Source organism: Mesorhizobium sp. B2-3-12 (genome assembly GCF_006442205.1).
GTDB lineage: Bacteria > Pseudomonadota > Alphaproteobacteria > Rhizobiales > Rhizobiaceae > Mesorhizobium.
This window is the reverse complement of sequence record NZ_VFVR01000003.1, coordinates 456,194-470,749: the sequence shown is the minus strand read 5'-3', so window position 1 is coordinate 470,749 and position 14,556 is coordinate 456,194. Positions and strand designations below refer to the sequence as shown.

Genomic DNA, 14,556 nt, shown 5'->3' with positions numbered 1-14,556 from the left:
GGCGGGTCACCAAGTCTCGATTGAGAGAGCGTTGATGCGCTCGAATTCCCGGACGTTGCGGGTGATCAGAATGAGACTTCTAGCGCGCGCCTGCCCGCCAATGAGCGCATCGTAGGGACCAATTGGCGTTCCCAACGCCGCGAGCGTCGCCCGAACCTCTCCGGCATGCCTCGCATCCTCTCGATCGAATTCAAGCACCGGGAATTGCAAAGCTTCGATGCGCGCCAGATTTTCAGATCTTCTCTGGCTCCTTTCGGCACCATAGTACAGTTCATGTACCACGATCGCCGAAAGCGCAAAATCCTGCGGCGTGTGCTGTTTCAGAAGCGCGAGTAGACTCGCGTCACCTTTGATGACCGCGATAACGGCATTGGTATCAAGCAGATAGGTCACTTGAAGATGTCGTCCAATGCAGGTCTATCCTGCCCTTCCTGACGTTCCAACGCCGCTTCGACAAAATCCTCGTCGACTGGTCCGATCACCTGGTCAAGCCACGCCCAATCCTGCACGAGTGGCTCAAGTATGACAGTATGCCCATGGCGACGGATCGAAACCTCCTCCGTTTCGAAACGAAACTCTTTGGGCAGACGCACAGCCTGTGACCGGCCTGACCAGAACACCTTTGCCTTGTCCATCATGCCATCCTCAAATGAGATATAGCAAAGATATATCCCTTCGCGGCATTGTAGACAAGCCGGTGCTTACGGCGCACACGCCGCCTGCGGCATTGCCTCCAGCCGATAGACCTTGTCGTCCGACTTCGTCTTGCCGTCGGCGGCTTTCGAACAGAGATCGACGACTGCAATGCTGCTGTTGGGATTGGCCAGCATGATGGTGCCGTTGGCGCCGCGCTTGAGGAAGATTTCCTTTTGGGCGATGTCGCAGGAAAAATTGCTCATCTTCGAACTCGCGGCGCAACGCCACTGGTCGGCCTCGCCCTGGCAGGAATAGGTCTGCGTGACCTTGGCTCCCTTCTGCCGCGTCGTCACCGAGACGGCGATGTCGGCGCCGTCGGGCCAGTTCGTGACGTCGCCTCCCGAAGCGAAAGAAGCCAGTTCCACGGGCCCGCGGAACACCCGGATCGACTGCGTCAGTTGATCGGGATGCGAACTCATGTGCGCGGCATCGTAGTCGCGGCCGTAGCAGAAGGCCTGATCGGGCTTGAACCGCTCGCGCAGTGGCGGCCCGACCGCCGGATCGATCGGATCGATGCGCGCGAACTCGGCCTTGCAGGTCGAGGCGGGCATCGGGTCGAGGCGGAAATTGTCGTCCTCCGAGCCGAGCGCTTGCCTGACATATTCCGACTTGCCGAGTTGCTCCTCGGAATCCGGATCGAGGTAGATATCCGACGACAGGTCGGACAGGATCAGCCTGCCCTTGTCGTCGACCTTCAGCGACACCAGCGTACGGTCGCAATCCATGCCGCAGCGGATCGGACCCGACGTGCCGTCCTCGGACTCGTGATTGCACCAGCCGCCGGCCCATTCCGGCGCCTTGGCGCCACGCACCGTGGTGGTGAGAAAGCCATTGTAGGACGTATCGGAATTCGCGCTCGGTTCCTCATTCGGACGGCTGACCGGGTCATGGCCGTAATAGAAAAAGATCCGCGCCACCTTCTGCTTCGGATGCGCCTTGAGGTGCGCCGCGTCATAGACGCGGCCAAAACAGGCGTCCGCCCCGTTGGGGCTGAGTTCGGTGAGCTTGAGCGTGTCATCCGCAAACGCCGAACCGGCAAGCGCGCCCAGCAGTGCGGCACCAAGTCCGGCGCTGGCGAACGTCTTCCATTCCCTGAACGCCATGTGACCCCCTCCTCCGCCTCGACAGGACGTAAGGTCAATTTATGCTAGTATTGCGGTCGCGGCCACGCAAATCGCGCTGCGCCGGCAAGCCAGGGAGGATGGCCATGCGCCGACGTGACATGTTCCAAGCCGTTCTCGCCGGAGCCGGAACGCTTCTCGGCTTGCGGGCGGTGCAGGCCGCGGCCGCGGAGCCTGCCAGGCTGAAGGTCGCCTATCACCTCAGCGACCTCGACAAGGTCAATTTCGTGCTCGGCAACATCAAGAACCACTATGAGGGCACCGGCGGCAACGTCGAGATCGCGCTGGTCGTCCACGGCCCGGCCTTGGCCGCCTTCAAGTCGAAGGGCATATCGGCGGCGATTTCGGGGCGCTTTACCGGTCTTGTCCAGCAAGGGCTCGACCCGCATGCTTGCGGCAACACCATGCACGGCATGGATATTACGCTCGCCGATCTGCTCGACGGCTTCCATGCCGCCGATCAGGGCGGCGTCGTCAAGCTCGCCGAGCTGCAGAGCCAGGGCTATGTCTATCTCAGGCCTTGAGCGGCGCTGACTTGAATGCAAGGGTGGCAAGGTCCGCCAAGGAATGTCGGAAATCCCGGAGGAACAGCAGTGCAGACACCACACGGTCTTGTCATCCCCGATCTCGCCGGCAAGGCGGTGCTGGTCACCGGCGCCTCGACCGGCATCGGAGCGGCCCTCGCGCTCGCCTATGCCGAGCAGAAATGCAAGGTGGCGCTGCACTACAATTCCAGCCGCGACGCCGCCGAGAAACTCGGCCAGACCATTCGCGACGGCGGCGGCGAGGTCTTCCTCGTCCAGGGCGATTTTTCCGTTCCCGCCGATGTCGAGCAGGTGGTGGAGAATAGCGCTCGGCATTTCGGCCACCTCGACGGGCTGGTCAACAATGCCGGCGGCATGCTCGGCCGCATCCCCTATGCCGAGCAGACCGAGGCGCACTACGACGCGGTGATGGACCTCAACGCACGCTCGGTGCTGACCGCGTCGCGCAAAGCGATGCCATGGCTGAAGAAACAGGGCGGCTTCATCGTCAACACCTCCTCGATCGCCGCGCGCAATGGCGCTGGCGGCGGCGCCGGCCTCTACGGCTCGGCCAAGGCCTTCGTCTCCAACGTCACGCGTGGCATGGCCAAGGAGCTGATCGGCTTCGGCATCCGCGTCAACGCCGTCGCGCCTGGCACCATCCTCACCCCCTTCCACGAGCGCTATTCGACCGACGAGCAGATGAAGGGCATGGTCGCCACCATCCCGCAGGGCCGCGCCGGCACCGCGCAGGATTGCGTCGGCGCCTACCTGTTCCTCTCATCGGACCTGTTGAGCGGCTACATCACCGGCCAGGTCATCGAGGTCAATGGCGGCCAGTTGATGCCTTGACCAGCGACCGGCATACTGGACACACTCCTTTCGCGCCAACCCTGGGGGAAACGAGGACATGTACGGACTGATCGGCAAGATGCGGGCGGCGCGCGGGCAGCGCGACGCTGTCATGACTGTACTGCGCGAAAGCACCGGGGCCCTGCCGGGCTGCCTGAGCTATATAATCGCCACCGACCCGGCCGACGCCGATGCGATCTGGGTGACCGAAGTGTGGACCGATCAGGCAAGCCACAAGGCCTCGCTGCAGCTTCCGGAAGTCCAGGCGGCCATCGCCAAGGCGCGGCCCTTCATCGGCGGCTTCGAATTTCAGGTGGAAACGCATCCCGTCGGCGGCTTTGGGTTGGCTGAGGCCAAAACCGGCTGAGGCGCCGGAACCTGCTTTTCCGTTACGCCGGGGTTCGCATTTTTCGCATCTCGGTCTAAGACCAGACCATGGATTCCGAGGCTGAGCAGCCACCTCCCAACCAGCCAGCTGTCGAGCGCATGACACGGCTGGGCAAGCCCTGGCAATGGCTGATCCTGCTGGTCATCTCCATCCTGTTTGCCGGCGCGCTGGAATTCGCCGCCTTGCCGGCGGCGCTGCTGATCGGACCGATGCTGGCGGCCATCGTCGCCGGCACCAACGGCGCCACGGTGCGGGTGCCGCGCCTTCTCTTCGGCTCCGCCCAGGCCGTTGTCGGCTGCCTCGTCGCGGCGTCGATCTCGGCCGATATCTTTCCGGTCTTCTACAAGGAATGGCCCCTGTTCCTCGGCGTGGTGATCGCCACCGTCGCGGCTTCCAGTCTGCTTGGCTGGCTGATCAGCCGCTGGCGCATCCTGCCTGGCACCACAGCCGTGTGGGGCTCTTCGCCGGGGGCGGCCACCGCCATGGTGCTGATGGCCGGCGCCTTCGGCGCCGACCAGCGCCTTGTCGCCTTCATGCAGTATCTGCGCGTCATCTTCGTGTCGATGACGGCGGCCCTGGTCGCCAAGATGTGGGTCGACACCTCGGGCATCGAGATCCCGCCCATCGTCTGGTTCCCCGAGATCGACCCGCAAGCCTTCGCCGCCACGATTGGCATGGCGATCGTTGGCGGCCTGGCCGGCAGACTTTGCCGGCTGCCCTCGCCCTTCTTCCTCGGCAGCTTCATCTTCGGCACCGTCATCCATCTCGGCCTCGGCGTGCCGATGCAATTGCCGCAATGGTTGCTGGCGGTCAGTTACACGATGGTCGGCTGGTCGATTGGCCTGAATTTCACCAGGCCGATCCTGCGCCATGCGGCACGCGCGCTGCCGCAGATCATCGCTTCGATCGTCGCGCTGATCGCCTTTTGCGGCGGCCTCGCCTTCCTCATCAGCCATCTCGCCGGCGTCGACCCGCTGACCGCCTATCTGGCGACCAGCCCCGGCGGCATGGACAGCGTCGCCATAATCGCCGCCGCGGCGCAGAACGTCGACATCTCCTTCGTCATGGCGCTGCAGTCGGCACGTTTCCTGATCGTGCTACTGGTCGGCCCGAGCATCGCGCGGCTGGTGGCCAGGAGCATCAGGGGGTGAAGCCCGGCACCGGCCAGCCTACCGCGCCACTGCCAGGCGCTCGGGAAGGAAATCGACGAAGACGCGCACCTTTGGCGACAGATGGCGATTGGAGGGCCACAGCATCCGGAACTGGCCACGGCCGTCGACATGGTCGTCCAGCACGGTGCGCAGCCTGTCCTCACGCAGTGCCTCGCGCACGAGGAAATCGGGCATGCAGGCGATGCCGAGACCGGCGATCGTGGCGCCTTTCAGGGCTTCCATGTTGTTGCAGGTCAACATCGAGCGAATCTCCGGCTGAGCGCTCCCGGTGACGAACGGCCAGTCCAGCAAGCGGCCGCTGTTGAGATAGCGGAAGTTTATGCCGAAATGCCCGATGAGGTCCGCCGGCACGCCGGGCGTGCCATGGCGATCGAGGTAGGAGGGCGCCGCGCACAAAAGCATGCGGAAGGGCGCAATGGGTTTCGACACCAATCGTGAATCGGGCAGCTCGCCGCTGCGGATGGCGACGTCGATGCCCTCCTCGATGACGTCGACGATGCGGTCGTTGAAATCGATGTCGAGCTCGATCTCGGGATAGCGCGCCATGAACTCCGACAGCACCGGCAGAAGCAGATGATAGGTGACGATCGGGGTCGAGACGCGCAGCCGCCCGCGCGGCGTCTCGCGGGTTCGCGACAGCATCGCCTCGGCATCGTCGATGTCGTCGAGGATACGCCGCACGCGCTCGTTGAACAGCTTGCCCTCTTCCGTCAGGCCGATCCGCCGCGTGGAGCGCTGCAGCAGCCGCACGCCGAGCTCCTGTTCGAGCCGCGCGACACTTTTGCCGACCGCGGAAGCGGAGATGCCAAGCGCCCGGCCGGCGGCGACGAAGCTGCCGAATTCGGCGGTGCGGGCGAAGGCCAGAAGGCCGCTGAGGCGATCCATCAAACGTCTCCATTCAAGCGTTTCAGTCCGTTATATCAGGATATTTAATACCATTTTTCCGGAGCGGCCACCGACCTATCTTGGTTGCCATGACCCGGCGTCGCGATTGCGCGGCACGCCGGCACAGACTGCTCAGATAGGAAAATCCATGACCTTGAACATCACAGCCGGCCGGGCCGGGAGATGGCTCGTGCTCTTGTCGGTATGCCTTGCCGCCATGACGATGCCCCTGACCTTCACCGGCCCGGCCGTCGCGCTTTCCCGCATCGCCGCCGATCTCGGCGGCAGCCCGATCGCGCTCAACTGGGTGACCAACGCCTTCATGCTGACCTTCGCCGCCAGCCTGATGGCGGCCGGAGCGTTGGCCGACAATCATGGCCGCAAGAGGATCTTCCTCGTCGGTCTCGCCCTCTACATCCTCGCTTCGCTCGGCGCGATGCTGGCGCCCGACATCGCCTGGTTCGACACGTTCAGGGCCGCGCAAGGGCTGGGCAGTGCCTTGGCCTTCGCCGGTGGCGCCTCCGCACTTGCCCAAGAATTCGAGGGATCTTTGCGGCTGCGCGCCTTCTCCTTCCTCGGCACCAGTTTCGGCATCGGCCTGGCCTTCGGCCCGATCGCTTCAGGCCTGCTCATCGCCACGTTCGGCTGGCGGTCGATCTTTGTTCTGGTCGTGGCACTCGCGGTTGCCTCGGCGATCCTCGGCCTGCGCACCATCAGGGAATCGCGTGACCCGGATGCAACCGGCCTCGACTGGGCGGGCGCCGGCACCTTCACGATCGCGCTGGCCTCGCTGACCTATGGCGTGTTGCAGGCGCCGCAGAGCGGTTGGGCCGATCCTCTCGTGGTAACGCTTCTGGGCGTCGCCGTCCTTTGCTTTGTGCTGTTCGTCATCGTCGAGCGGCGCGCGCGCCGGCCGATGCTCGATCTCACCCTGTTTCGCTTTCCGCGCTTCGTCGGCGTCCAGTTCCTGGCGGCGGCGCCCGCCTATGGCTTCGTCGTGCTGCTCGTGCTTTTGCCGATCCGCTTCATCGGCATCGAAGGGATGAGCGAGATCAAGGCCGGGCAATTGATGATCTGCCTCTCCGGGCCGTTGCTGGTCCTGCCCTTGCTCGCCGGGCAGTTGGCGCGCTGGATCGCTCCGGCCACCATTTGCGGCGTCGGCCTGCTCGTCGCCGCGGCCGGCTTGGTCTGGCTGAGCCTGACGCCCTCGATTGGCGTCGCACTGGTCGCGCCGCTGCTCCTGATCGGCGTCGGCATCGCCTTGCCCTGGGGATTGATGGATGGGCTGGCCGTCAGCGTCGTGCCGACGGAGCGCGCCGGCATGGCGGTCGGCATCTTCAACACCACGCGCGTCGCTTGCGAGGGCGTTGCGCTGGCGATTGTCATGGCTGTTCTGTCGGGCTTCACCGCCACGCAGCTCGCCGCCCAAGGCGTTGCGTCTTCCGGCGACGCGGCTGCCGCGGCGCAGCTGCTGGTGACCGGCAATGTCGGTGAAACGGCACGGCATCTGCCGACGGCCAATGCCGTGGTTCTGGTCCAGGCCTACGAAACGGCGTTCGACAGGCTGCTGATCGTGCTGGCGGCAATCACCATCGTCACCGCCCTTGTCGTCTTCCTCGGCCTGCGTCGAGGATCCGCGCCCGAACACGAGACCGCGCCGCTGCCGGCCTGCCAGGAAGGGTAGGTGCGGCTGATGTCAGCTGATGACGACAAGGCAAGCGACGAATGGGCTCTGGTGTGGTCGTCAATCCAGCCTATGCATCAGATCATCATCCAGCCAGCGGCCGAAGAAATAGACCAGCTGCTTATGCCACCACGGCCAGTCATGGCTGACATCGCCGCCCCAATAGTCGACCCAGGCGGGAATGGACTTGTCGCGCAGGATCCGTTCCAGCTGGCGCGTCTCGACCAGCATGCGCTCTTCCCAGGCGCCTTGCCCGCAGCAGAAGATCAGCCTCAGCGCCTTCAGCCGCGCCAGCAATTTCGGATCGACGATCCCGGGCAGATAGTCGAGCGGCGAGTTGTAGAAGATGTCGCCGTCGAGCGCCTTGCCGAAGAAATCGCGGGCCGAATAGACACCCGACAGCGAGATGACGCCGCTGGCCAGTTCGGGAAAACGGAAGACGAAGTTCGAGGAATGATAGCCACCCATCGAACAACCCGAGAACAAGGGCTTCAGCCGCCGTCCGCCATTGGCTTGCGCCGCGGTTTCCAGAAATTCCGGTAGCGCCTCCTCGCGGACATAGCGGAAATAAGCCTCGTGGCGGGCGATCCGGTGCGCGGTGCCGACATGCTTGGCGAAGAAGGATTCCGAATCGATGCCGTCGACGGTGAACAGCTGGATGCGGCCGGTGTCGATGAATTCGGCGAGCGCGCCCACCCCGCCGGAATCCTCGAACTGGTAGAACCGCCCCTGCGATGTCGGGAACACCACGACAGGCCGGCCGGCATGGCCGTAGCGCTTGTACTCCATGTCGCGGCCAAGAGTGCGGGCGAAAGCCTTGTGATAGGAAATGTCCATGCTCAAGCCTTTTCCGCGTGGATATAGGCAACCGCCTCGCGCAGATCAGCCTGATCCTTCGAGCGCATCTGGTAGGCGTAGTCACCCATGGCGCGGCTGAAAACCTTCTCTATGGCCTGATGGTGAACGATCTTGTCGCGGTGCGCCGCTAACACGTCCGCATGACTGTGCAAATAGTCGAGGTGGCGTTTGCGGCTGGCATAGGCGGTGAAATACTTGCCCTCATAGGGGCCGCCCGCGGCGTCCTTGACCACCATGTCCGCCCAGGCCGCGTAGACGTCGATGTCGAACGTGTAGTTGATCGCGTCGGTCATCCAGGCGCCCGGCGGGCGCATGTTGACCTCCAGCGCGATGACGCGGTCGTCCCTGGTCTCGAACAGTTCGATATGGAAGAAGCGCTCGCGCACGTCGAACGCCTTCAGGATTTTGCGGCCGGCCTCCTCGATTGCCGGCCTGACCCGGGGAAAGCAGGTGTAACTCATGTGGCGGTCCTTGTTGACCACCTCCATGATGCTCTGGTCGTAGCGGTGGCTGGCCGCCAGCACCACCTCGCCGTCACGGTTGACCAGCCCGTCATAGGTGACCACCAGACCCTCGATGAACTGCTCCATGACGAAGGTCACGTCCTCCGGCTTGTCCCGGAAGAACTGGTCGAGCTCCTTGGCATTGGAGATCTTGAACGTATTCGAAGCGCCTGAGCCTGAATCCGGTTTAACCACCACGGGATAGCCGACGCGGCGGATGAAGGTCATGGCCCCAGTGCGGTCGGAGCATTTGCGCTGCGCGATGGTCTCGACGCCGCTCTTGCGGAAGAAGGCGCGCATGCGGCTCTTGCGCTTCAAATTCTTCACGAAATCGAGCTTGGTGCCGTAGATGTTGAAATCGGTGCGAATGTTGGCTTCCAGCTCCAGCCAATGCTCGTTGAGCGATTCGAAGCGGTCGATGCGGCCCCATTTGTGGATGAATGGCCCATCGCCCGGAACACAGGCTCATAGGCCTCCATGTCGGCGACGCGGTAGTATTCCGAAAGCGCTGCCTTCAGCTTGCCGTCCAGCGCATCATAGGGCGCGTCGCCAATGCCGAGCACGGTCGCGCCGGCTTTCTTCAGCCGGTCGCAGAAATCAGCGCCGTTGGCGGGAAAATGCGGCGAGAAGAACACGAAATTCATGGACACCCCCTCCCGGCGGCGGCGCACCGCAGCCCTCGCCGGCGTTCAAGTCTGGCGCATTTGTGGCGCACGGGGAAGAGCGCTCGCATTAGGGATTATACTCGACAAGGGCCGGGTGCGCTTGCCTCTCACAAGCCGCTCCTGTAAGAGAACCGGCATGAACACCCGCGCCACCCCCGCTTCCCGTCAGACCGGCTTTGCCGGCGAGACCGTGCGCGCGCTTGCCTCGACCCTGCTTCTTCTCGGCCTTATCGGCGATCGCCGGGTTCGCTGAAGGAGCGCCCGGCGGTCGAACCGCCGCGCAAGCGCATGCTCCTTGGCAAATCACATCAAGCGAACGAAATTCTGGTAAAGGCGCCGCTTGGCACCCCATCCGCCTGAAAGGTGGACCCGCCAGCCGCCGGGAGACACGACGATGAACGCACGAGAAGACATCCGCGCAAGCGAAGCCCCGACGGGCAAGCAGGCCGGCATGCCGGACGCCGCCCGCAAATATCAACCCTATCCCACCGTCGGCCTCACCGACCGCACCTGGCCCTCGAAGGTGATCGACAAGGCGCCGATCTGGTGCTCGGTCGACCTGCGCGACGGCAACCAGGCGCTGATCGATCCGATGGGCCACGAGCGCAAGGCGCGCATGTTCGCGCTGCTGCTCGACATGGGCTTCAAGGAAATCGAGATCGGCTTCCCGTCGGCCTCGCAGACCGACTTCGACTTCGCCCGCTGGTGCATCGAGGAAGGCAATGTGCCGGCCGATGTGTCATTGCAGGTGCTGGTACAGTGCCGGCCCGAACTGATCAGCCGCACCTTCGAGGCGCTCAAGGGCGCCACCAACCCGATCGTGCATTTCTACAATTCGACCAGCGAATTGCAGCGCCGCGTCGTCTTCGAGAAGGATGTCGGCGGCATCAAGCGCATCGCCACCGATGCCGCCAAGATGATCACCGACATGGCGGCCAAGGCGGGCGGCGGCTACCGTTTCGAATATTCGCCGGAGAGTTTTACCGGCACGGAACTCGAGGTCGCGTTGGAGATCTGCAACGCCGTCACCGACATCGTCAGGCCGACGCCTGACAACAAGCTGATCATCAACCTGCCCTCGACGGTCGAGATGTCGACGCCCAACATCTATGCAGACCGCATCGAATGGATGTGCCGCAACCTCGACAACCGCGAGAACCTGATCATCTCGCTGCATCCGCACAATGACCGCGGCACCGGCATCGCCACCACCGAACTCGGCCTGATGGCGGGCGCTGACCGCGTCGAAGGCACGCTGTTCGGCAATGGCGAGCGCACCGGCAATGTCGACATCGTCACCTTGGCGCTCAACATGTACACGCAAGGCGTCGATCCGGGCATCGACTGTTCCGATATCAACCGGATGAAGGACGTCTACGAATATTCGAACCAGCTGAAGATCCCCGAGCGCCACCCCTATGTCGGCGAACTCGTCTACACGGCCTTTTCCGGCTCGCACCAGGACGCCATCAACAAGGGCATGAAGGCGCTGAAAAAGGCCAATACAAGCCTGTGGGAAGTGCCCTATCTGCCGATCGATCCAGCCGATGTCGGCCGCAGCTACGAGGCCATCATCCGCATCAACTCGCAGTCGGGCAAGGGCGGCATCGCCTATGTGCTGCAGGCTGATTATGGCCTCAATCTGCCGCGCAATCTGCAGATCGAGTTCAGCCAGGCGATCCAGGCGATCACCGATGCCGAAGGCAAGGAAGTGCCGGCCCGGCGCATTTACGAGCGTTTCCTCGAAACTTATATCGACCAGCCCGGCGCGCGCCTGAAATTCCTCGACCATCACACCTATCCGGATACCGAGGTCAAGGGCCGGCGGGTGGTCGAGGCGATCATTCTAGACAATGGCAAGGAAGTGACGATTTCGGGCAGCGGGACCGGCCCGATCGACGGCTTCGTCGATGCGCTGTCGCGCCATGTCGGCGTCGAGATGTCGGTGCTCGATTATTCCGAGCATTCGATGCAGCGCGGCTCGAACGCGTCGGCCATCTCCTATGTCGAGATGGAATATCCCGGCGGCAAGCTGTTCGGCGCCGGCATCAACACCAACATCGTCGCCGCCTCGCTGGAAGCGGTGATGTCAGCCGCCAATCGGATCGTCGGTCGCAAGGCGCGGTAGCATCGGCCGGCGGCGCGAGGGACTTGGAGGAGCCCTCTCGCGCCGTCATTTTTCAAGCTCGTGCAAGGCCTTGGCCCGATTGGCCGATGATGTTTGCAGTGATGACCGTGCCGAGATTGGCCACGCCATTAACCACCGGGAAAATATCCGGTGAGGTACGCGATCGCATAATGGGTGTATACTTGTGTGGCGGTGCGGGCATTATATGATCCGTGCCTTAACCTGTGCCGAGTTCGAGAGGATCGACACTTGCAGCATGCCACGCCTGCCGCCCCCGCAGTGCGCGAGACATTGGAGCGACTGCTTGCCAGCGAAACGTTCGGGAGATCCGAACGAGCGCGCAAGTTGATCCGTTATCTTGTCGAACGCGAGCAGGCTGGCGAAGCCGACAGGCTCAAGGGCTTTTCCATCGCCATGGACGTCTTCGGCAAGGACGGCGATTTCGATCCGTCGACCGACGCCGTGGTGCGGGTTCAGGCCGGCCGGCTGCGTGATCTGCTGCAGCAATATTTCGCCAATGAAGGCATCGCCGAGCCTGTCCGCATCGCCATTCCGCGCGGCGGCTATGTCCCGGCCTACGAGCTCAATGCGATCCGCTTGCCGGAAACGGCCAAGCTCGCCGGCCAGACGGGAGCAGCGGCGGCACCATCGTCGCAACCCGACGTCGCCGCGAATGTCGAGGCACCCGCCGCGCTTCTGGCACCGGTGGTCGCGCCGGTGCCGTCGGTGGCGCGTCACCTCAGATTCTTCTGGATGGCGATCGCCCTCGTCATCGCCATGCTCGGCGTTTTGATCCTGCGTCAGGGCAGCGGTGGGCTGCTGACAGGCGGCGACCTTGCGGCGACGCTCGAGACCGCCGGCCTGACCGGCGTCTCGCCGTCCCCCGCCAGCGAGGCCTTGCCGCTCGTCTACATCGCCGTCAAGGCCAGTGGCACGGATGCCAGCCGTGTCGCCGCATCGCTGCGCGCCGGCCTGAGCGGCTTCGATACGATCGACTTCATCGGTCGCGACACGGTCGGCAAAACCGATCCAGCCACCAATGCCACGAGCTTCATCTTCGATGTTCTGCCTGGCCCGGACACGGGCGACATCATGGTCGAACTGCAGAGCGTGGCGACCGGACGGGTGCTGTTGTCGCGCAACCTGACCGCCGCCGACAGCGCACCGGCCGCCGTCGAGGACAGTATAGGCGGCATCTTGACGTCCGCTCTTCCCGATTCCGGCACGATCTACACCTATCTCGAACAGAGCGGCATCCAAACAGGCCTGACGCGGTGCCTGCTGCTCAACGGCAAATACTATCTCGACCAGAACGCCAGGACCCACGAGGCCGCCTATCGCTGCCTCGAAAACCTCGCCGAAAACAGCGCCAAATCGTCGCTGGTCTATTCCGAGCTCGCTTCATTGCAGCTCGAGGCCGTGAACGACCACTACGCCTATCCGCCGGATGCGACGATCGAGAAGGCGCTGACATTCGCCCACCGCGCCGTGCAGATGGGGCCAACCAGCCCTAACGCGCATCGCGCCTATGGCTACATCTATTCGCGACTTGGCAATGCCGACGAAGCACTGCGCTGGATGCGCAAGGCCCACGACCTTAACCGCTACGATATAACCATGGCTGCCGCCTACGGCTACGCGCTGATTTTCGCCGGCCGGTATGCCGAGGGGACGCCGATCCTGGCCCAGGCGGTGGACGTCTCCAGCAGTCATCCGACATGGTGGGATTTCGGACTTTTCGCCGGCGAACTGATGCTTGGCGACACGAACAAGGCCGCCATCGCCAGTTCCTCTCTGAGAACAACCGCAACGAAGTCGCACTATCTTGCCGCCCGGCTGATTGGCGCCAAGATCGCTGGTCAGGACAATATGGCGCGCAAGCTGCTCGATGAGCTGACCGCCCAATTTCCAAAATTCGCCGCCAACCCGCGCGCGACCTTCATCGACCGGAAGTACCCGCCCGATCTGACCGAGCGGCTGGTCGGCGCCCTGCGCGCCGCGGGCCTCGGCAACGCGAGCTGACGTCCAACGGGCAGAACTGTTGGACCAACCGAATTGCCGGTCGCCGCAAGCACGTGGCGAAGCCCCGATAGAGGTGATTTTGCCGGCTTTCCTGGGCGAACGCGCAAAATCGCATAGTCGGCAACCAGGAGTCGTCGCGAAAATTTTACTGGCCATCGTGCTGGACGAGGCGCAATCCAGCCGCATTTGGTGTCTGGTCCCGCGATTTCCCACAGCCCCGCAACAAGCCTCCCCGTCTCATGACTTCATCGCTTCATGCCGCCGACCACGGTGCTGGTTCGAAGACCATCGCCCTGCTGCATGGTTTTGGCGGCTGCCATGATATCTGGGATGATGTGATCGCGTCGCTGTCGCCCGCGTTGCGCACACTCGCCTATGATTTGCCCGGGCACGGGCTGTCGCTCGATTTCCCTGATGCCGGCCCGGCCAAGGTTGCGGCAAGGGCCGTTCTGGCCGATCTCACCGCTCGGGCGGTGAAACGCGTTCATCTTGTGGGCCACTCGATGGGTGGCGCGGTGGCGACGCTGATGGCCTTGACGGAGCCCGAGAAGGTGGCCTCGCTGACGCTTCTGGCGCCCGGCGGTTTCGGCCCCGAGATCAACGGTCCGCTGTTGCGCCGCTTTGCCGCCGCAAGGGATGCCTCCGACATCCGCTCGTGCCTCGTCGCGATGTCGGGACCGCTGACGCGGCCCTTCGATCACACGGTGGAGGCCCTTCGGGACATGCGCGCGCAACCAGGCCAGGTGGAGAAACTCGTCGACATCGCAGCCGCCATGACCAGCGGCGACCGGCAGGGCGTCATCCCCCGCGACCGATTGGACACGCTGACCATGCCGGTGATGGTGGTATGGGGAAGCGATGATCCGATGCTGTCCTTTACCCATACGGATGATCTGCCCGCGCGATTTCATGTGCACCATGTGCTGAGGGCTGGCCATATGCTGATCGAGGAGGCGCCCGATCTGGTCGCCACGATCATCCAGCGCAACATGAACCGCCGCCCCAGGCCCATGCCCGCGAAACTCGCCGCGACCGGTTGATACTTCCAGCGCGGTACC

At 63.6% G+C, this 14,556-nt stretch carries 15 protein-coding genes; 8 read left to right on the top strand and 7 right to left on the bottom strand.

Annotated features, from left to right (window positions below):
- Window positions 1–6 precede the first annotated feature (6 nt).
- The 3 genes from FJ948_RS12510 to FJ948_RS12500 all read right to left on the bottom strand — a co-directional run bounded on the left by FJ948_RS12510 (window position 7) and on the right by FJ948_RS12500 (window position 1,799).
- On the bottom strand, window positions 7–393 hold the full coding sequence (locus tag FJ948_RS12510) for a type II toxin-antitoxin system VapC family toxin (protein ID WP_140704709.1): 387 nt from the start codon (window positions 391–393) through the stop codon (window positions 7–9).
- Window positions 390–635 (bottom strand): type II toxin-antitoxin system VapB family antitoxin, encoded by a 246-nt coding sequence (vapB, locus tag FJ948_RS12505; protein ID WP_140705054.1) that lies wholly within the window; start codon window positions 633–635, stop codon window positions 390–392. The genes FJ948_RS12510 and vapB overlap by 4 nt, the downstream gene beginning before the upstream one ends.
- A 66-nt stretch (window positions 636–701) precedes the next feature.
- Complete coding sequence (locus tag FJ948_RS12500; protein ID WP_140704708.1) at window positions 702–1,799, bottom strand: hypothetical protein; 1,098 nt, start codon at window positions 1,797–1,799, stop codon at window positions 702–704.
- A gap of 104 nt (window positions 1,800–1,903) precedes the next feature.
- Here FJ948_RS12500 and FJ948_RS12495 point away from each other — a divergent pair, with 104 nt between their 5' ends.
- From FJ948_RS12495 to FJ948_RS12480, 4 genes are all read left to right on the top strand, one after another.
- Entirely contained in the window at window positions 1,904–2,341 is a 438-nt protein-coding gene (locus tag FJ948_RS12495) for a DsrE family protein (protein WP_140704706.1), read from the top strand.
- Between the two features lie 69 nt (window positions 2,342–2,410).
- Window positions 2,411–3,193 (top strand): SDR family oxidoreductase, encoded by a 783-nt coding sequence (locus FJ948_RS12490; protein ID WP_140704704.1) that lies wholly within the window; start codon window positions 2,411–2,413, stop codon window positions 3,191–3,193.
- Window positions 3,194–3,251: 58 nt separating this feature from the next.
- Window positions 3,252–3,560 (top strand): putative quinol monooxygenase, encoded by a 309-nt coding sequence (locus FJ948_RS12485; protein WP_023770344.1) that lies wholly within the window; start codon window positions 3,252–3,254, stop codon window positions 3,558–3,560.
- 68 nt (window positions 3,561–3,628) lie between these two features.
- Window positions 3,629–4,732: an AbrB family transcriptional regulator gene (locus FJ948_RS12480; protein WP_140704702.1), complete on the top strand. Its 1,104-nt coding sequence runs from the start codon at window positions 3,629–3,631 to the stop codon at window positions 4,730–4,732.
- A gap of 18 nt (window positions 4,733–4,750) precedes the next feature.
- Here the strand turns inward: FJ948_RS12480 and FJ948_RS12475 are convergent, their stop codons facing one another.
- Window positions 4,751–5,638 carry a LysR family transcriptional regulator gene (locus FJ948_RS12475; RefSeq protein WP_140704700.1) on the bottom strand — a complete coding sequence of 296 codons (888 nt, stop codon included), beginning with the start codon at window positions 5,636–5,638 and terminating at the stop codon, window positions 4,751–4,753.
- Window positions 5,639–5,786: 148 nt separating this feature from the next.
- Here FJ948_RS12475 and FJ948_RS12470 point away from each other — a divergent pair, with 148 nt between their 5' ends.
- Window positions 5,787–7,322, top strand: coding sequence for an MFS transporter (locus FJ948_RS12470; RefSeq protein ID WP_140704698.1), 1,536 nt, complete (start codon window positions 5,787–5,789; stop codon window positions 7,320–7,322).
- A gap of 60 nt (window positions 7,323–7,382) precedes the next feature.
- Here the strand turns inward: FJ948_RS12470 and FJ948_RS12465 are convergent, their stop codons facing one another.
- The 3 genes from FJ948_RS12465 to FJ948_RS30565 are packed head-to-tail and all read right to left on the bottom strand — an operon-like array spanning window position 7,383 to window position 9,354.
- Entirely contained in the window at window positions 7,383–8,159 is a 777-nt protein-coding gene (locus FJ948_RS12465) for an esterase family protein (protein WP_140705052.1), read from the bottom strand.
- 2 nt (window positions 8,160–8,161) lie between these two features.
- Window positions 8,162–9,010, bottom strand: a complete 849-nt coding sequence (locus FJ948_RS12460) for an ATP-grasp domain-containing protein (protein WP_246677508.1) — start codon at window positions 9,008–9,010, stop codon at window positions 8,162–8,164.
- Entirely contained in the window at window positions 9,007–9,354 is a 348-nt protein-coding gene (locus FJ948_RS30565; RefSeq protein WP_246677507.1) for a hypothetical protein, read from the bottom strand. The genes FJ948_RS12460 and FJ948_RS30565 overlap by 4 nt, the downstream gene beginning before the upstream one ends.
- A 388-nt stretch (window positions 9,355–9,742) precedes the next feature.
- Between FJ948_RS30565 and leuA the strand changes: the two genes are divergently transcribed.
- The 3 genes from leuA to FJ948_RS12440 all read left to right on the top strand — a co-directional run bounded on the left by leuA (window position 9,743) and on the right by FJ948_RS12440 (window position 14,538).
- A complete protein-coding gene (gene leuA, locus FJ948_RS12450) occupies window positions 9,743–11,476 on the top strand; it encodes a 2-isopropylmalate synthase (RefSeq protein WP_140704694.1) in 1,734 nt (577 codons plus the stop codon).
- A gap of 249 nt (window positions 11,477–11,725) precedes the next feature.
- A complete protein-coding gene (locus tag FJ948_RS12445) occupies window positions 11,726–13,498 on the top strand; it encodes a tetratricopeptide repeat protein (protein ID WP_140704692.1) in 1,773 nt (590 codons plus the stop codon).
- Between the two features lie 239 nt (window positions 13,499–13,737).
- A complete protein-coding gene (locus FJ948_RS12440) occupies window positions 13,738–14,538 on the top strand; it encodes an alpha/beta fold hydrolase (RefSeq protein WP_140704690.1) in 801 nt (266 codons plus the stop codon).
- Window positions 14,539–14,556: the final 18 nt, after the last annotated feature.